This is a genomic window from bacterium (assembly GCA_035703895.1).
Classification (GTDB): domain Bacteria; phylum Sysuimicrobiota; class Sysuimicrobiia; order Sysuimicrobiales; family Segetimicrobiaceae; genus Segetimicrobium.
On record DASSXJ010000319.1, the window covers coordinates 1 to 17,220 of the forward strand.

The window sequence follows — 17,220 nt, forward strand, 5'->3', positions numbered from 1 at the left end:
CTGCCCGAGTTGATCCCCTACGCGCGAGTCTTTGCCTACGACTTTTTGCGCAACGAGATCCCGGGGCTCCGCGCCACGGAGGAACGCGGGTACTGGAGGGACGTGGGCACGATCGAGGCGTACTGGCAGGCGAACATGGACTTGCTCGGCGCCACGCCCGCCCTCGACCTCGACAACCCCCGCTGGCCGATCCTGACCTCGCAATTTGGCGGGCCGGCGGCGCGGATCCGGGATGGGACGGTACACGATGTCCAGCTCGGCGAGGCGACCGTCATCCACGGGGCCACCGTCCGCCATTCGATCCTCGGCCAAGGGGTCGTGCTCGAGCGAGGCGCGGTGGTGGAGAACAGCATCGTCATGGACAACACGATCGTTGGCCGGGATGCGCGGATCCACCGCGCGATCATCGATCGGTTCAACGCGATCGAGCCCGGCACGGTGATCGGCGAGGGGGCCGAGCAGCCGGCGGAGCACTGCATCGTGGATTCGTCCGGAATCACGGTGATGGCGCGCGGCGCGACACGAGTCCGCCGCGCAGCCCCCGGCGAGCCCGTGACGTTCTGAGGGGTGTGATGCCGGAGGATCGATTCGTCTGCGTCCACGGGCACTTCTACCAGCCGCCTCGGGAAAACCCGTGGCTCGAGGCGGTCGAGGTGCAGGACTCCGCGCGTCCCTATCACGACTGGAACGAGCGCGTGACCGCCGAATGCTACGCTCCCAACACGGCGTCGCGCATCCTCGACGGCGCCCGCCGGATCGTCGAGATCGTCAACAATTACCGCCACATTTCGTTCAACGTCGGCCCGACGCTGATGGCGTGGCTCGAGGAGGCGACTCCGGAGACGTACGCCAAGATCGTCGACGCCGACCGGGCGAGCGTGGAGGACCGCGGGGGCCACGGGAACGCCATCGCCCAAGCCTACAACCATATGATCCTCCCGCTCGCAACCCGCCGCGACAAAGAGACCCAGGTCATCTGGGGGCTCGCGGACTTCCGTAAGCGGTTTGGCCGCGAGCCCGAGGCGATGTGGCTCCCCGAGACGGCCGTCGACACGGAGACGCTCGAGGTCCTGGCCGCGCATGGGATCGCGTTCACGATCCTGGCGCCCCACCAAGCCGCGCGCGTGCGGCCCGTGGGGCAAGACGACTGGACGGATGTCCAGGGCGGGCGCGTGGACCCGAGCCGGCCGTACCGGTGCCCGCTCCCGAGCGGAGCGTCGATCGCCCTGTTCTTTTATGATGGTCCGATCGCACGCGCCGTGGCGTTCGAAGGCCTCCTGAACAGCGGCGAGGCGTTCGCCGACCGGCTCAGCGCCGGCTTCAGCGACGTTCGGAACGGCCCGCAGCTGGTCCATATCGCCACAGACGGGGAATCCTACGGGCACCATCACCGATTCGGCGAGATGGCGCTCACCCACGCCCTCCGCTTGATCGAGGAGCGCCGCGCCGCGCGGCTCACCAACTACGGGGAGTTCCTCGCGCTCCATCCGCCCGACCACGAGGTCCACATCGTCGAACCGACCTCCTGGTCGTGCGTCCACGGGGTCGAGCGGTGGCGCGCCAACTGCGGCTGCAACGCCGGCCACGCGGGGTGGAACCAGGAATGGCGGAAGCCGCTCCGCGAGGCGCTAGACTGGCTGCGGGACGAGCTCGCCCGGGTGTACGAAGAGCACGCCGGGCGGGACCTCCGAGATCCGTGGGCCGCCCGGGACGCCTACATCGACGTGATCCTGGACCGGAGCCCGGAGTCGGTCGCGGCGTTCTTCGCCGCGCACGGCCGTCCGCACCTCGAACCGGACGACCGCGGCCGCGCCATCCGGCTCCTCGAGATGCAGCGGCACGCGCTCCTGATGTACACCTCCTGCGGGTGGTTCTTCGACGAGCTCTCCGGCATCGAGGCGGTGCAGGTGATCAAGTACGCCGCGCGGGCGATCCAGCTCGCGGAGCGGTTCGGCGCCGCCCTCGAAGGGGAGTTCATCGGGAGGCTCGCCGCGGCCAAGAGTAACCTCAAGCGGTGGGGCGACGGGGCCGGGGTCTACCGGCGCATGGTCCGCCCATCGGCCGTGACCCTTGCGCGGGTGGTGGCCCACTACGGGATCACCGCCCTCTTCGATTCCTTCGAGGAAGACGCCCGCGTCTTCAGCTATGACGTCCGGCGTCTCGATGGACGGCGGGAGGAGAGCGGCGGACACCGGCTCGGGGTGGGCCTCGTGACCGTAGCCTCCCGGATCACCGGCGAAGCGGAACAGGCCGCGTTCGCGGCGCTCCATCTCGGCGGGACCGACGTCCAGTGCGGAGTCCATAGGCACGCCACCACGGAGTGGCACGAGAAAGCAAAAACCGAGCTCGTGGAGTCGTTTCTCCGCACGGGCCCCAGCGAGACCGTCCGCGTGCTCGACGACGCCTTCAAAGATTCGCTGTTCACGCTCTCCGACTTGTTCACCGAGGCGCGCCGCCGGATTCTCGGCCTCATCACCGAGGAACGCCTCGCCCGGTTCGAGGGAGTCTACAAAGAGCTCTACGAAGAGGCCCGCCCGCTCATGGCGTTTATGCGGCAGTCCGAGGTCCCCGTGCCCCCTGCGATCGTGATGGCCGCAGAGTACACGCTCCTCAAGGAATTGGGAGACGTGCTGATCAGGTCGCGGGCCGATCCCGTGCCCGATCGGGCGTTTGACATCGCGCGGGACCTGGACGAGATGGACCTCGCGGCGAGGGCGGGCGAGTACGAACTCCTCCTCCGCGAAGCGGCGGAGGGGCGCGCCGTCGCGCTCAGGCACGATCCGCTGGGTCCGGACCTCGACCAGCTCCACCGCCTGCTCGATCTCGGGGCCGCTCTGGGCCTCGCCGTCAACCTCTGGGAGGTCCAAAACACCTACCACGACGCGGCCCTCGACCACCGGGACGGGCTCCTCGCGCGCCCCCAGGAGGAAGCCGATCGGGTGGCAGAGTTCTGGCGGCTCGGGGAGCGCCTGTACTTCAACCTCGATAGCCTCCGGACGCCGGCACCGACCCCGGGCTAGAACACCCGACGAGGATCGACGCTCCGGCGTACCCACCCGGCACCGAATTCCCGTTTGACCTCCACCCGAAGCGGGTAAATTTTATTTGAGGGGGACCTAGAAGATCGCCGTGGTCCTCTGCTGGATTTTTCCCCGGGTTCCCGCACTGGTTTACCGCAGATCGGCGATTCGGAAGGAGGCGGCTCATGGACAGAGGCGAGTTCTCGAGAGCGTGGCCGATGATGCGTGCCCAGGTCAAGTCCCGGTGGACCAAACTGACCGATCAAGACCTCGATGGTGTGCAAGGCAATCCCGAGTTCTTGATCGAGATAATCCAGGAGAAGTACGAGGAATCCCGGCAGGCGATCGAACTCCAGCTCAAGTCCCTCATCGAGCACAAAGCGTCCGTCCGTTAGCACGCCGTACCCATGAGCGAAGGAGGTCCCATCTTGACCCCTAAGGAGCTCGACAAGTATCGCCGGATCGTCGAGGAAGCCGTCGTAGCGCTGGGTCGGGACGACGTCGGGGTGAACGTGGAGGACGGCGGCCCGGGCGTTCTGGCCGTGACGTTCTCCCGCGGCGCCCACTCCCACTCCGCGTCCATCCCGATGGACCAGCTTTCGACCCACGAAGCCGCGCACGCCGCGGTGACTGGGGCGGTGCTGGCGCTGAGCAAGGCCGTGGCCCAGGAAGCCCTGGCCAAAGCGGCTCGGTGATCGCCGATGGCGCTCTTTGGCAGGCACTCCGCAGAGGGGGGCGAGATCGAACGAGGACAGCGCCTCTACGTCGCGATACTCATCCTCGCGGGAATGGTCGTGGTCGGAGCCATCGCCGAACTGGCCACTCGATCGTTCCGCGAGTGAACGCGGCGCGACGCTAGCCGCCGCCCCCCCACCGACTCGGGAGCTGCGGGCCCCGCTTCCGGCTTACGATGCCGTCCGGGGCATCGAGGAGCGGGGTTCTGCCGTCCCGAGGAGACGCCGAAGCAGGAAGACCGCGCCTTCTTTGTCGAGCGGGGTATTCAAGTTTCCGCACTTCGGGGACTGGATACACGACGGGCACCCGGATTCGCATGGGCACAACCGGATGGCGTCGAGAGTGCGCCGTAGGAGTTCGTCGAGCAACTCGAACCCTTTCTCCGTCACCCCCACTCCGCCGCGGTGGCCATCGTAAATGAAGATCGTGGCCCTCCCCGTGTCCGGATACTCGGGGTAACTGACGCCGCCGATGTCCCACCGATCGCACATCGCGAGCAACGGCAGGAGGCCGATCGCGGCATGCTCGACGGCATGGATGCCGCCGGCCAGGTCGAGCCCGGCGTCCTCCACCGCGGAGGCGAGCGCCGGGGGGATCACCATCCACAGGGCGGTCGTGGGCAGCTCTTCCTCCGGAAGGTCGAGCGGCTCGACGGCGAGTACCGTGTCGGTTACGAGCTGCTTGCGGCGGTACTCGATGACCTGATGCGTCACCAGCACCTCGCCGAAGTGCGCGACAGTCCCCCCGAGAGGACGCTCCGCGTGCGGCCGCACGACGCTCAGGTCGGTGAGCACCCGCGCCACGGTGTACGACCCGCTGCCGTCGGGCACCACCTTCGCAGTGCGGGTCGCGAGGTCCAGGTGGGTAACGCGGTATGCCTCTCCCTGATGCAGGTACACCGCGCCCTCGTGCACCTGCTCGAACGCCCGTGACGCGTCGACGGTGCCGATGAGCCGCCGTGTGCGGCCGTCCACGATCCTGTAGGTCTCGCCCGAGACGCTGCGAATCTCCACCGACCCGGCCGGGTACTGGCGGGAGCGCGGGGCCCACCGGTCCCCCCGCCGGATCAACTCCCCCATCCCCTCCAGCGCCTCGGCAACCTCTCGCATCCGAGGGCCGAACAGCGCCTCATCGCCGGGCCACAGCGCCACTTCGCTGGCCGCGCATCTGAGGTGGGCGGCGAGCACGTACGGGTTCTCGGGATCCACGGTCGCGTGCTCGACCGGCCGCCCGAAGAAGTATGCCGGCTGCCGCATCAGGTACTGGTCGAGCGCGTCCTCGAGGGCGATCAAGATGGCGAGGGACTCGTCTTTCCCCCGCCCCGCGCGGCCCGCCCGCTGCCAGACGCTTGCCATCGTGCCCGGGTAGCCGACGAGGATCGCGGCGTCGAGCCCCCCGACGTCGATCCCCAACTCGAGCGCGCTCGTGCTCACAACCCCGGCCAGCTCGCCGTGGAACAACCGCCGCTCGATCTCCCGGCGCTCCTCCGGGAGGTACCCGGCGCGATAGGGGCTGATCCGGTCCGCGAAGCTGGGGACGTCGCCGAGCGCGTTGGCCGTGTACCGATGCACGAGCTCGGTGATCTTGCGGGCTTTGGTAAACGCGATCGTGCGGATGTCGCGCCGGATGAGCGCGGCCATGAGCCACCCCGCCTCCGTATACGGACTACGCCGCGCCATCTTCGCGCGATCGATCACGGGAGGGTTCCAGAGCACGAACGTGCGGGGGCCGCGCGGCGCCCCGTCCTCGTCGATCACGCGGAGCGCCCGGCCCGTGAGACGCCGGCCGAACTCCTCGGGGTTCGCGACAGTGGCGGAGGTGCAGATAAACTGCGGGTCGGCGCCCCGGAGCCGGCACGCCCGCGTCAATCGGCGCACGATGTTGGCGACGTGGCTTCCGAACACGCCGCGGTAGACGTGCATATCATCCAGCACGACGTACCGCAGGTGCGTGAGAAACGACGTCCATCGAAAGTGCTGCGGGAGGATTCCCACGTGGAGCATGTCCGGGTTCGTCAGCAGAATCTGGGCTTCGTGCCGGAGCCGGCGTCGCTCGGCCTGCGGGGTGTCGCCGTCGTAACTGCCGGCGCGAAGGGCAAGCCCGAACTCTCCGAGCGCGTCCAGCTGATCCTGCGCCAGGGCCTTCGTCGGGTAGACGAAGAGCGCCCGGGCCTCCGGGTCGCCCGTGAGGGTCTCGAGGACCGGGAGCATGTAGCACAGCGACTTGCCGCTCGCGGTCCCGGTCGTGACAATGATGGACTGCCCTCCGCGCACCGCGTCGAGGGCCTGCGCCTGATGCGCGTACAGGCGGGAGATCCCCAGGTGGGTGAGCGCCTCCGCGATCGGCCCGGCCGGCGGCCGGCCCGGAGCGGCATAGCGCGCCGGCCGCGCGGGGAAGCGCTCCTCGTGCACGATCTGCTCCCGGTAGCGCTCTTCCGCTTGCACCTCGGCGATGAGACGGGCGACGTCCATGCAGCAGTAGTTCGGGAGACGGGAGAGTGGGGCCTGTCGTCATCTTGGGTTTGGCGGCGCGCGCAGGCGGGGGAAAATGAGGTGAGGGCACACGCGGCACGAAGGGACGCTGCGGCTTCGACATCAACTGGCGCAGCACCCAGATCCGTGAAGAGCCCAACAACATGATCATCGTCCCGAACGCCAAGCTGGCCGCCGCCACCGTGACCAACTATTATCAACCCGATCCCGAGCTGATCGTCATCATCCCCGCCAGCGTCGGCTACGAGAGCGACTTCGACCGCGTCGAGCACGTGACGCTCGACGTGGCACGCGGGGTGATGCGGGAGGTGCCCGGAGGGATCCCCGCGTTCGAGCCACTCCTCCGCTACAACGGGTTCGGGGAGGCGAGCGTCAACTTCAACGTGATCCTGCGCGCCCGCGAGGTCGCCGACCAGCCCCGCGTCAAGCACGAGTTCGTCAAGCGGCTGCACGAACGGTTCGGACGAGAGGGGATCGCCTTCCGCTCTCGTGCGGAAGTCTACCTGCGCGATGGAAACGGCGCCGCCGAGCCGCTGAGCCGCGCCACGAGATCCTCACGCGACGTCCGCCAGTAGAGGCGCCGGATCGATTGACGTCTCCCCAACAATGCGTTTGAGGTGCGGGAACATCGGAGACAATTGTGACAGGGGGGCGATGACGAATGCCCAGAACACAGGAGGTGGTCAACACATGAGGATTGCTCTCGCCGTGCTCGCGGTATTCGCGGTGATCGTCGCCGCGCCGTTGGTCGCCTTGGGCCAATCACCTACTCCTCCCGCGCAGCAGGGCTCCGCCGCGTCGATAGAGGGTGTCGTCGCGAGCGTGGACACGACGTGCGGAGGCAAGGCGTCGGCCGACTGCATGGCGATCGTGGAAGTTGCGCAGGCACCCTCGTCGTCACAGGGGGGCAGCACGCCACCGAGTAGCGGCTCGACATATGGCTATGGCAACGCGCCAAGCGGCCCCTCAACGGGCAGCAGCACGATGAAGATCGTGATCCCCAAGAGCGTCAAGATCACGAGTGAAAGCTCCAGCTCCTCCAGCCCGACCTCGACCTCCGGCGCGAGCTCCAGCGATGCGAGTTCGATGAAGCTCTCGAAAGGGGATAAGGTCAAAATCACCTACGAAAAGAAGCAGGGTGTGAACGTGGCGACCTCGGTGACCGTCACGAAGTCGGGGTCGTAACGGGATTCCCTAGCGCCTCAAGCCACACACCCCCGCGGGCGGCCCTAACGCGCCCCCCTCGCCCGCGGGGGAGTAACTGTTTCGCGAAAGGAGCGCCAGGCTTTCAGACTTTGACCAGGTAGGGAATGGCCACCTGCGGGGTGAGGACCTCGCCTCGTGCATGCCCGGGCTCGAAGAATTCGTGCCACCCGGCCCGCTCCAGCGCGTCTTCAATCCGTTGCGCGAACTCCCGCTCCGGCATCCTCCACACTCGAAGGAACCCGCCTTCCTTCCGATCGTTCGAATCCTGTTCATTTATGAGATACCCGATGAGCTCTGCGCCCGCATCCGCGAGGCCTTGAATCGCAGGACTGACATCAAATAAGAACTTTCCGCGGTCTTCGGGGGTCAATTGCAGCCACTTTGGCCGAGGTTTCCAGTGCTCAATGTAAACGTACATTGGCCACCTCTCGTCTGCTCTCGGCCCTGATTGTGTACTTCCATCATTAACCATACCCGGTTAAGCCCATGAGCAAACAGGGGTCGGCGTTCACGGCCGTGGCGACGGAGGTTGGGCCGGTTCGCGGTCGCAGATCTCACGGAGGCGCTGGAGAAGAGGGGGATCGAGCGCCTCTAATGCCCGTTTGCTCAGGATAAATGTTGGACGCACGCGCCGCACCCAGCGCAGGGCCGACCACCGCCGCCCCAAGACATGCATGGCATCGGCGCCCTGGCACGCTTCGGCGACAGCCTCCGGACGGATCCGCACCTCGACAAGGCGCCCACTACTTCGGACCGCCTTCATGATATTCCCCGTATCCCGTCGGACCCGTACGCTTAGGATTTCGACGAGCCGGTTGAGGGCTGCGACGTCGTCAAGAGACGTGTGATCAACGTGGGCATCCGGAGGGCCGAGGGTCGCGGACCCGGCGCGGCCCACGCCGGCATCTCGTTGCGGATGTGATGCCGGCTCCGGCGCGACTACCGAGGTGACGCGCGTCGGAGGTGCGGCGCGGGTTCTCCCTTGGGCTCGAATGACCCTGAGGTGATGGTAGACGGCCAGATTGGCTGTCGTGATCTCCCCGGCGGGGACACGATCCACGTACTCGGGCCTGAGATAATATGGGGGAGACCAAAGGCGGGCGGGAGGCATTGCAGGAAACCGCACGAGGATTTCCTCTGCAGATGCACCGATGCCTCGGAGTCTCTCAGGTCGCTCGAGCGGCACCGGGATCGGGCGACGGTGCTCTCCCTTCCGGATCCCTGCGGGACCCCATCCGCGGCTGTGGGCAACATCCTCGCCCGCGGCCGTCCCCATCACCCGACTCAACCGTTCGGCATCAGCATCAGCGAGCGAGTGAAAGTAGAGCTTCGTCACCAGGTTAGCCGCGACCGCGGTCCATCCGTCGCGGCCGTAGACATGTTCGCCCTGTGCCTCGCTCTGCAGAGTCGCAACGACCGACACTTGGCGACTCCGGTAGGTCGCGAGGTGGTCGGCCAATCCAGGCAACACGCCCCACGCGGGAAGTTCCTCCAAAATCAGAAGAATCCTGACCCCCTCCTCCGCGCTTCTGGGCGTGAGGAGACTCGCGGCCAAGTCGCGGAGGAAAAAGTGGCAAAGCCAGCGGAGGCGGCCAAGAGCGGCCTGGGGGACGCCAACCAGCAGCAACGTCGGTTCGCGGCGCAGACGACTCAAGTCGATTCGCTCCCGGCGCACAGAGGGTCCGGTCGCCGCGCAGACCACTTCGTCTCCCCACGCTTCGAGCCGCGAGGCGATTCCCTGAAGGATCCCGGCCTGATCCTTGGGGAGCATCGCCTGATAGGAGCCCAATTTCGGCAAGAGGCCCGAGGCGGCGGGATGGGCCTTGACGTATGCGTGCACAGCGGTCGGCCCTGACTCACACAGTAACCGCAGTCGGCCCAGCGTCGCTGGCCCTGCATCCGTGGTGAGGGCAAAACACAGCACGGCGCACACGTGACGTTCCGCTCCCAACCAGTACACGAGATCGGGATCGGACGGATCCGGCTCATCGAAGAGGAGCGCGGAGAGTTGGTACGCGTCCCCAATCGTGCGGCAACGATCGAGCGGGTTCCATCGCAGCGTTGCAGGATCGAGTGGAGCAAAGATGAGCACATCTCTGTCGCGGCGCTGCCACTCAGGAGCGGCCCGGGCGAGGCTGTCCATTTCCCCATACTTCAGGTCCAACGCCACCACCGAGACACCCTGCTGCGCTGCCTCCAGCAGAATCGGAAACGTGACGGCCGTCGTCTTGTGCGCCCCAGTCAGACCTACGACAAGGACGTGGCGGGCCAGGTCCTCCGCGGGGAGACGCACCTGGGGGCCCACGACCAAACGGAACCCGCAACGGGCATGGGACGAGCGAAGCAGGTGTCTCACAAAAATCGGCGGAGGCAAGTACCCCAGAGGCAACCACGCGTTCCGGGTGCAGACACGCATTCGGCGGAGCTCACTCGGAAACGCATACCGGGCGCTTCCGGCCGCGGAGCGTGTGGCAGACAACCGGGCGCGGAGGAAGAGGCCACCTATGATCCAACATACCAGCAGGCCGCAGGTGACCCGGATTGCCGGCGCGTTCGAGCGGACGCCCTGCCCGAGGACATCGACCATCGTCCCCCGGCATCTGGCGATGGCGGAGCACACGCGAATCCAACGTGCGATCCCGGCCAGACCGGCACTGGGAACCTGGACGTTGAAGACCGCGCGGACGGCGTCATCGGTTTCATGCAAGATAGCGCCCGCGATAGAAGCCACCATCCCGATGGCGACGAGCAGCAACGCGATCCAGACAGCGTGAAGACTCCGTCGCATTCCAGCCTCACTCGACGAAAGGAATCCCATAGCCCTCGGGAACGGCTTTGAAGGTCACCGCGCAGTGCGTCCCCTGCCAGTGAATAAAGAGGAAAACGGCATATCCGAACCGCTCGTACGCGGCGAGGTCGCTGATCACTGGGATGGCTGCCTTCAACGCTTCTTCGGCGGGATCCCCCGGGGATTGCAGCGCGGCCCCGATGCGCGTGATCTCAAGAACCCTCGGACGTGTGTTCAACGCGAGAGGAAGTGTCAACGCCCGGGCGATCCGCACCGCAAGGGAGGGACCGAACCCCGGCCCCGTGATCAGCATCATGATCGCTCCAGGCCCGGGACACCCGCCCCATACATATGGCACGAAAGGATACACATCTACGTCCACAGACGCCCAGGGCCAATGCCTGACGACCTCTACCCTACCCGCAGCCGCATCGATGAAAGACAGGACCGCCGCCGACCCGCCCGCTGAGATCAACTGTCCGCTCGAAGGTGTCACAGTCAGAAGCAAGAGCGCTCCAACGGCGGCGATGGCGATCGACCGCAGCAGTTGGTGACGTACCACCATCATAGCGGTTGCCGCCCGCCCGGCTTTACCAGCGTGGCCTCTTGAGCACCGGTGCCCACAGTCCCCCACGGATCAGATGCGCCCGCGCCCGGGACTCCTCCGTCCATCCCCTGACGCGCAGACCACGCGGCGAGCCGCCCTCGAAGCCACATGGGCCCCGCGAAGATGCCCTCGCCGAACGCCACGCCTTCCACAAACTGCCCCGTTAGCCGTTCCGCACGCAACATCGCATAGACGCCGATCCCCGTCCCCACAATCATCAGGACAAGAAGCCACGCGAGATGAAGAATCAGGATGCCCAGCGCGGCGGGGTCATGCCCTGCATCTCCACCCAGCCCCGGGAAGCCGCTGGTGAGTCCGGTGGACACTTGCCTCACCGGAACGATCACCGCCAGGTAGATGGCCGCCGCATGAATGACCCGCACGCTGAAGACGACCAATCCCGTCTTGACGATCACGACAGCCCATCGTCCGGTCCAGCGGGCGGTCCCGGGGGCCGCGAGAAGCGCCATCGCCATCGGCGCGAGAAAGATGGCCAGCAGAAGCGTCAGGTGTGCAAAGAAGAGAATGGCCAAGTACACCGTGAACCCCGCTGCGAAGAGGAACACACCGAGGAGGAGCCCCGCCAGCAACACCGCGAGCGCCCAGGGGTACGCGAACCAAGGGCCAAGCGATTGAAACAGGGCGCCCGCCTGCGGGGCAAGCCATTGCTGGACGAACTGATTCCAGTTCTGACCTATGAGCCCGAGCAAGACCGCCGATCCGGCATCCCGCATCGTCTCAAACGCCATGACGATGATCTGGTTGAGCGATCCAACACCAATCAGGAGGCCGCCGGCGATGAGCAGTCGACCAAACATCGCGACGACATCCGGATGTTGCCCGGGCCGTATCGAAGCTGCCACGTGCCCGAGCCAAAGGAACGTGAGCACTGCCCACGAGAGCTTGAGCATCGACCCGGTCGCCCCGGTCGACACGAGCCAGCCCTCAAAAGAGGCGAAGACGTCGGCGATCCCTCGTTCGAACCCGCCCACGACGACCTTGGTCCGCAGTCTAATACAATGGGTCCAGCCGCGGCTCGTCGACTGCGGGATCGCCGGCCCCTGTCATGATCTCCTGAAGCACCTGGGCGATGGTGGAGACGGCATCGGCCAAGCCGAGTTGTCCGGTGAGCGCCTTCTCGTCCCGTTCGGTCTGCCGAAGCGTCAGCGCCCCGGTCGTGGCTGCGAGCGCTCCCACCTGCTGGCTCATCTGTGCGGTCTGCTGCACGAGGACGGTCAGACGGTCCGCGGTGGCCGCCCCGAGACCGGCCTGTTGTCGAAGGTTCGCCCCCATGCCGGCGACCAAGAGCTCGATCCCCGCCCGTGAGCTTGGGAGATCGTGGGCGGCGGATGTGAGCGCATCGCTCGTCTCCTGCGCCTCCGCGGTGACGACCACGGGCCGGAGATCCCGCGAAACCGCAGCCGCTCCCAACGCGGTTGCCTGCGACGCCGCCGCCTGCTGAACCGTCCCACCTGCGACGACCTCGTCTGTTTCGGTGATTCCGATGGCCTCGTGCACCATCGCGGGGTTACTTTCAATGTAGGCATGATGGCGCTCATCGACGCTGCCGGGGTTGGCCGGTGCCTGCAGTTTCGTGCGGATCGCCTCGAGCGCCCCTCGGAGCGCCGCGGGAAGCGCATTGATCTGTGCGATAAAACCGGTGAGGTCCGCCTCCCGCGGGAGTTGGCCGGGGAATTCCCGGACCATGCGGGTGAGGGCGTCGGAGGCAGACTGCTGGAAGAGGTGCACCCACTGCATGAGACGTTCAAGGGATTGTTGAAGCAGGCCAACAAACTGCTGAAGGTCTCCAATCGCGCTCGAGAAGCTCCCGTCGTCTGACCACCATGTCGGAGCCCCCGCCCACGGTGCCAGGGGGACCATCGCAAGCAACGTCGATGCGGCCCCGAACACAAGTGAGACGCTACGAAGCTTCCTTATCCCGCGTCCAAACATGACACCCTCCGTGTGGCCGCCAATTGTTGAACCGCCCGCCAGGGGCCAAGCTCGGCCGCGAGACGGTCCCGACGCGTGCGCTCCTCTGCTGTGGTGGTCGCGATGAAGTAGTCTTCGGGAATGTCGCGGACGACGACCACTCCCCCTTCCCGCCCTTCGAGCAAGTCCATGATCATCAGCGCTTCGCTGAAGGCTCCGCGGCGCTGGGTCAAACTCTTCCAGAGAGCTCGGTACTGATCGTTGAGATTGAGCAGCGGCGCGACGCGATCGATGTCTGCCGCGCGCGTCAACACCTTGAGCGGGGCGTTCTCGAGGATTCCACGGGCATACTCGCTCTCAAAATCCTGGACGCGCTGACTGATCGCCATGATACCGGCCCCGAACTTCCGAAACCGGCGGAACATCCCGACCAGCGATTCGGCCGCCACCCGATTGAGCAGGGCCGCCCATGTTTCATCGCTGACCACATACTTGAGGCGCCCCTCGTCCGCCCTGACTCGCCGGTAGATCAAGTGGTTGGCGAGCTGAGCGACGATGGGAACGAGATCGGGATAGTGCTCGTTGAGACCCTCCGTATCGAGACATACCACCGACGCGTTGAGGTCCACGGTCGACGGCCGGTCGAGCAGTCGTGCATACACCCCTTCGTCGATCCACGGCTCGAGACGGAGGGCGATCCCCCGGGCTAGGGCCCATTCTTCGGGCCCCGTCCCATGCGCACCGACTTGCTCGAACGTCCGCAGGGTACGCACAAGGTCGTGCAGGAACACCGGTGCGCCTGACGCTCGCGCGTAGGCCTGTTGGATCGCGGATTCCAGCACCGCCATCTCGCGCCGGCTCAGGCCGGCGTCAGACTCGGCCACCATGAGCGCCACGAGGCTCTTCAGGAGCCCGAGGTGCGCGTGATCGGGTGCCGTCTCGCCGGGGAGCAGATCAAATGGGTTGATCGCAACGCCTGCATCGGGATCGAGATGCACATACTGGCCACCATACACACTGCAAAATGTCTTGTAGGCTCCGCCTTTATCCACGATCAAAATCACCGGATCGAGCGCCAGGAGATGCGACAACCAGGCAATCGCAAAGTGCGTCTTCCCCCCACCGGACTCACCCACCACGATGCCGTTCCATGACGGCAGGCGCGGGTCGAACGGATCGAGCGCAACGAGACTGTCTTGGCGGGAGAATAGCGGGCAGACGGGGCGGGCCGATCCCCGCCATGGGGCATGGCAGGGAACAAAATCGGCGGCGTTGCTGGTGAGCATTCGCATAAGCCGTTCGCTAGGCAGACCGCTGAAGGGCGCCAATTGCAGAAACTGCCTGCGCAGAGCGACGGACTCGATCCGAGCATCAACGCCGGGAATCTGATGAAACGCATCCAATGCCCGGCGGGCGGCCGCGCGAACCGCTTCCGGGTTCGCCTCTTGCAGCACAACGGCAACTCCGACGCGGAGGACCCGTTCGCTCGTCAACTGCATGACATCCAGCGCCTCGGCAACCTGCCGTTCCACCGCCCGGGCATTCGAGTCTCCACCGTCCTGCGCAAACACCGCCTGGCGGCTCAACCGACTCTTGAGTTCGAGGCGCTTGATCTGGTCCGAGCGGGGGTCGTTCCAGGCCTCGATGACCAACCAGTAGGCGCCCTGCAGCGTCTGCAACGGACCCAACACATTCGGCGTCGTCGGTTTATCCGGGAGCGTGTCCATAGCCACGACGGCGTGCGCATGCCCATCGAGCCATAAGAAATCCCATCTCCGGTACAGATCGGACCGCGCCACCGTGGTGCGGACCGACCGCCGACTGAGAAACGGCAAGGCCCTCAGCAGTCGTCTTGGGATCTCGAGTGCTTGGTTCTCTTCGGGGACGGATGGGGGCGGGCAGTAGCGCTTGCGATCGGGATTGAAGTAACGCCAGATGGCCCCCAGCAGAGCAGCATTATCGAGCGGCCGTGCCCGGAACCCGCACCGCTCGGAATGCCCCACCAGCATGTCGCGCAGGATCCGCAGTTCCGTAAGGTGTTGTTGATATGTCGCCGCATCGATGGGCCGCCACCAGGCTCGGCGCGGCCTCCGCTGCGGATGATACGAAAGGTCAAAGATCAGGCGTGTGTTCGTGAGTCGTCCGGACGCGTGTGCGTGGCTCAGCGACGAAACGCGGCGCCGGTGCAGATCCTGCACCACCGGATGAGGACTGCAGCATCCCTCAGCGTATAAGCGCAACATGTCCGCGTAATCGGTATGGACCTCTAACAAAATCCGCAGGCACTCGCCCTCGGGAACAGCCGTCCCCACCAGGAGCCGGAGACGTTCGTTACACGCGACGAGTTGCGCGGCATCCCAAACCTCCGTCCCGGGCGGCGTGATCTCGAACCCCAGTCGATAACTACCGTCACGCAGCACGACCGCGCCATCTCGAATGCTCCAATACGGGAGCTCGCGCGTCAGATCGCCCTGCAGTTCCATGTGTCCCGCGCCTCACACCACGTACGGGTTCGCGTCTTGGTCGGGCATCACGAGGTAGGCATCGGGTTCCGACAGAAAACCGAGAAAATGCCGCATGAAATGCCGTGGGGCCCGGTCCCGCATGCGACGCCACAGCACGAAGACGAATCCCGTCGTGAAGGCCGAAACGGCGGCCTCCGCCCGCGGCATGCCGAGGAGTGTTCCGACGACGAATTCGCTCAGTCGTGAGAGCACGATGAAGACCACTCCCAGGCCGAACCAGTCCTCGAGATCCACCCCCAGGACTGTGACGGCGGCATCAAGTTTCCGGTAGACGGGATGCTGTGGAAGCATCGTGGTCATCCGTGAATCATGCGAATGATCTGGCCGCCGAAGAAGAGGATGACCGACCCAATGATGACCCATAACGCATTACGCACGCCGTTTCGGTGATCCGCCACGATCAGGGCGCCCGCAACGAGCAGCGCTGCCGTTGCGTAGGCAAGCCCGAACACGCCGGACAAACTGTCAGCCGCCTGTGTGAACAGATTGGTCAGAGGCGCAAACAAATCGCCCACGGGAGCGCCGCTTCCTGGCTGTGTTTGTCCGAGGACCGCCATCCCGATTCCAGCGATCATGCCGACTGTTTGCTTCATGTCACGACGCCCCCGTGATGAGAATCGCGATCTGTGTACCGGCCGGAATCTCGGTTGTCGTTACCCATCCGCCTGGAGTCCCAGGAGCCTGAAATTCCTTCGCCAAGCGGGCGGCCATGTACGTCCACGGCTCGGGGAGCTGTCCGCCGACCACGATGGATCCCAAGCCATCGAACACACCGATGCTCCCCTGCCGCGCGGCCGCCTGAGCGTAGTCGGACGTCGCCTGCAGGGCCGCTGCCGCCAACGCGGCGGCGGTGGAAGAATGCCGGACCGTCGTCCGACCGGGAATTCCAGGAAGCAGGCGCTCCGAGTCTAAGGCGATACCCCGCGCGCCACCCGTCCGGTTCTGAGCCGCTAATGACAGCGTCACCTGTACGCGATCGCCGGGCCCGAGAACGGCCTGTCCCATCCAGATCCCATGGGGCTCCGATGTTTCGACGACCACTGGAACCGGGGACCCTCCGGGAACGACCACCGCTCCCGTCAGCAACGTGGCCCGAAGGCGTGTCCCCGGAGCCAGCGATGGCACTGCGCTGCCTGTTCCGCGCATGCCGGGAGGCGCTTCCCCAGTCTTGGACCCAGCTGCGTCTGCCGGATGATCGGTGGTTTCACGCCGAGCGGCGTCCACGTCGGTTGAACGATTGTAGACGACCGGAGAAAGAGCCGCGGCCGCTCGCTCTGCCGTGTCCCCAGCCTGTCGGGTTGGGCTGCCCTGAAGACTTACCACCACAGGGCTTCCGAGGCCTCGTGCGAAGACACCGGTAGAGTCAGAGAGACTTGAAAGACTGGGCGGAAGCGCGGGCACGGGCAGCATCCCTGCGAGAGACGAGCGGTTCAGAGAACTCGAAATGGACGGCGTGGCGACAACCGGGTCGCGCCGTGCCACAATCGCTGGGATCCCCGTCTCTTGACGGAGAACAGCTCTGGATGGCGTGTGGGCGGCGACGGTAGGTTGTGCGGGCCCAGGGGTCACGCGATGGCCCACCACAAGCGAAATTGCGAGGAGCATCGTAGTCAACAAAGCAAGCACCAGCGGGACGACGGCGGCGATGTGCCGTTTGTCGAGGAGGCGGTCCCCTGCCCCGGACTCGTATTCCCCCCACGAGAACAGCAATCGTCTGAGTATGCCACGCCGCCGCCGCCGGAGGAACTGTTCCTCACTGTCGAGGCGGATCTGAGACCCCGAGAGTTCCCCCAGGACCTCCGAATAGACCGAGGGCGCTTCAACAGCAAGTCGGGCAAGGACATTGGGGACGAGATCGGGAGCGAGGTCGATATCGTTTCCGAGGGCGGCACGAATCCGTTGTATTGTCTCTTCG

General features: G+C 65.8%; 18 protein-coding genes. 8 read left to right on the forward strand and 10 right to left on the reverse strand.

Annotation, left to right across the window (positions count from 1 at the left end):
* The 5 genes from VFP86_20935 to VFP86_20955 form a co-directional block, all read left to right on the forward strand.
* Positions 1–564, forward strand: a 564-nt coding sequence (locus tag VFP86_20935) for a glucose-1-phosphate adenylyltransferase (protein ID HET9002114.1), incomplete at its 5' end; no start/stop codon positions are given.
* A gap of 8 nt (positions 565–572) precedes the next feature.
* On the forward strand, positions 573–3,020 hold the full coding sequence (locus VFP86_20940) for a DUF3536 domain-containing protein (protein HET9002115.1): 2,448 nt from the start codon (positions 573–575) through the stop codon (positions 3,018–3,020).
* A gap of 185 nt (positions 3,021–3,205) precedes the next feature.
* Positions 3,206–3,415: a hypothetical protein gene (locus VFP86_20945; protein HET9002116.1), complete on the forward strand. Its 210-nt coding sequence runs from the start codon at positions 3,206–3,208 to the stop codon at positions 3,413–3,415.
* 33 nt (positions 3,416–3,448) lie between these two features.
* Entirely contained in the window at positions 3,449–3,715 is a 267-nt protein-coding gene (locus tag VFP86_20950) for a hypothetical protein (protein HET9002117.1), read from the forward strand.
* 6 nt (positions 3,716–3,721) lie between these two features.
* Complete coding sequence (locus VFP86_20955; protein HET9002118.1) at positions 3,722–3,862, forward strand: hypothetical protein; 141 nt, start codon at positions 3,722–3,724, stop codon at positions 3,860–3,862.
* 63 nt (positions 3,863–3,925) lie between these two features.
* Here the strand turns inward: VFP86_20955 and VFP86_20960 are convergent, their stop codons facing one another.
* Positions 3,926–6,226, reverse strand: coding sequence for a DEAD/DEAH box helicase (locus tag VFP86_20960; protein HET9002119.1), 2,301 nt, complete (start codon positions 6,224–6,226; stop codon positions 3,926–3,928).
* A 122-nt stretch (positions 6,227–6,348) separates the two neighbouring features.
* On the opposite strand from VFP86_20960, the gene VFP86_20965 reads away from it, so the two are divergent.
* Positions 6,349–6,822, forward strand: coding sequence for a mechanosensitive ion channel domain-containing protein (locus tag VFP86_20965; GenBank protein HET9002120.1), 474 nt, complete (start codon positions 6,349–6,351; stop codon positions 6,820–6,822).
* Between the two features lie 115 nt (positions 6,823–6,937).
* Positions 6,938–7,432, forward strand: coding sequence for a hypothetical protein (locus VFP86_20970; protein ID HET9002121.1), 495 nt, complete (start codon positions 6,938–6,940; stop codon positions 7,430–7,432).
* 103 nt (positions 7,433–7,535) lie between these two features.
* On the opposite strand, the gene VFP86_20975 is transcribed toward VFP86_20970, so the two are convergent.
* The 9 genes from VFP86_20975 to VFP86_21015 form a co-directional block, all read right to left on the reverse strand.
* Positions 7,536–7,871, reverse strand: coding sequence for a DUF6616 family protein (locus VFP86_20975; GenBank protein HET9002122.1), 336 nt, complete (start codon positions 7,869–7,871; stop codon positions 7,536–7,538).
* 90 nt (positions 7,872–7,961) lie between these two features.
* Positions 7,962–10,241, reverse strand: coding sequence for a type IV secretory system conjugative DNA transfer family protein (locus VFP86_20980; GenBank protein ID HET9002123.1), 2,280 nt, complete (start codon positions 10,239–10,241; stop codon positions 7,962–7,964).
* Positions 10,242–10,248: 7 nt separating this feature from the next.
* Positions 10,249–10,557 (reverse strand): hypothetical protein, encoded by a 309-nt coding sequence (locus VFP86_20985; GenBank protein HET9002124.1) that lies wholly within the window; start codon positions 10,555–10,557, stop codon positions 10,249–10,251.
* 248 nt (positions 10,558–10,805) lie between these two features.
* Positions 10,806–11,840: a hypothetical protein gene (locus VFP86_20990; protein HET9002125.1), complete on the reverse strand. Its 1,035-nt coding sequence runs from the start codon at positions 11,838–11,840 to the stop codon at positions 10,806–10,808.
* A gap of 19 nt (positions 11,841–11,859) precedes the next feature.
* Complete coding sequence (locus tag VFP86_20995) at positions 11,860–12,801, reverse strand: hypothetical protein (GenBank protein HET9002126.1); 942 nt, start codon at positions 12,799–12,801, stop codon at positions 11,860–11,862.
* Positions 12,783–15,263 (reverse strand): TraC family protein, encoded by a 2,481-nt coding sequence (locus VFP86_21000; GenBank protein ID HET9002127.1) that lies wholly within the window; start codon positions 15,261–15,263, stop codon positions 12,783–12,785. The genes VFP86_20995 and VFP86_21000 overlap by 19 nt, the downstream gene beginning before the upstream one ends.
* 12 nt (positions 15,264–15,275) lie before the next feature.
* Complete coding sequence (locus VFP86_21005) at positions 15,276–15,596, reverse strand: hypothetical protein (GenBank protein HET9002128.1); 321 nt, start codon at positions 15,594–15,596, stop codon at positions 15,276–15,278.
* A 5-nt stretch (positions 15,597–15,601) separates the two neighbouring features.
* Complete coding sequence (locus tag VFP86_21010) at positions 15,602–15,898, reverse strand: TrbC/VirB2 family protein (GenBank protein ID HET9002129.1); 297 nt, start codon at positions 15,896–15,898, stop codon at positions 15,602–15,604.
* Position 15,899: 1 nt separating this feature from the next.
* Positions 15,900–16,310 (reverse strand): hypothetical protein, encoded by a 411-nt coding sequence (locus tag VFP86_21015; GenBank protein ID HET9002130.1) that lies wholly within the window; start codon positions 16,308–16,310, stop codon positions 15,900–15,902.
* Between the two features lie 567 nt (positions 16,311–16,877).
* On the opposite strand from VFP86_21015, the gene VFP86_21020 reads away from it, so the two are divergent.
* Positions 16,878–17,220, forward strand: a 343-nt coding sequence (locus VFP86_21020; GenBank protein HET9002131.1) for a hypothetical protein, incomplete at its 3' end; no start/stop codon positions are given.

Coding starts and splice junctions, on each gene's coding strand:
- VFP86_20940 (HET9002115.1), top strand. CDS start 573: ATGCCGGAGGATCGATTCGTCTGCGTCCACGGGCACTTCTACCAGCCG.
- VFP86_20945 (HET9002116.1), top strand. CDS start 3,206: ATGGACAGAGGCGAGTTCTCGAGAGCGTGGCCGATGATGCGTGCCCAG.
- VFP86_20955 (HET9002118.1), top strand. CDS start 3,722: ATGGCGCTCTTTGGCAGGCACTCCGCAGAGGGGGGCGAGATCGAACGA.
- VFP86_20960 (HET9002119.1), bottom strand. CDS start 6,226: ATGGACGTCGCCCGTCTCATCGCCGAGGTGCAAGCGGAAGAGCGCTAC.
- VFP86_20970 (HET9002121.1), top strand. CDS start 6,938: ATGAGGATTGCTCTCGCCGTGCTCGCGGTATTCGCGGTGATCGTCGCC.
- VFP86_20975 (HET9002122.1), bottom strand. CDS start 7,871: ATGTACGTTTACATTGAGCACTGGAAACCTCGGCCAAAGTGGCTGCAA.
- VFP86_20980 (HET9002123.1), bottom strand. CDS start 10,241: ATGCGACGGAGTCTTCACGCTGTCTGGATCGCGTTGCTGCTCGTCGCC.
- VFP86_20985 (HET9002124.1), bottom strand. CDS start 10,557: ATGATGCTGATCACGGGGCCGGGGTTCGGTCCCTCCCTTGCGGTGCGG.
- VFP86_20995 (HET9002126.1), bottom strand. CDS start 12,801: ATGTTTGGACGCGGGATAAGGAAGCTTCGTAGCGTCTCACTTGTGTTC.
- VFP86_21000 (HET9002127.1), bottom strand. CDS start 15,263: ATGGAACTGCAGGGCGATCTGACGCGCGAGCTCCCGTATTGGAGCATT.
- VFP86_21005 (HET9002128.1), bottom strand. CDS start 15,596: ATGCTTCCACAGCATCCCGTCTACCGGAAACTTGATGCCGCCGTCACA.
- VFP86_21010 (HET9002129.1), bottom strand. CDS start 15,898: ATGAAGCAAACAGTCGGCATGATCGCTGGAATCGGGATGGCGGTCCTC.
- VFP86_21015 (HET9002130.1), bottom strand. CDS start 16,310: ATGGGACAGGCCGTTCTCGGGCCCGGCGATCGCGTACAGGTGACGCTG.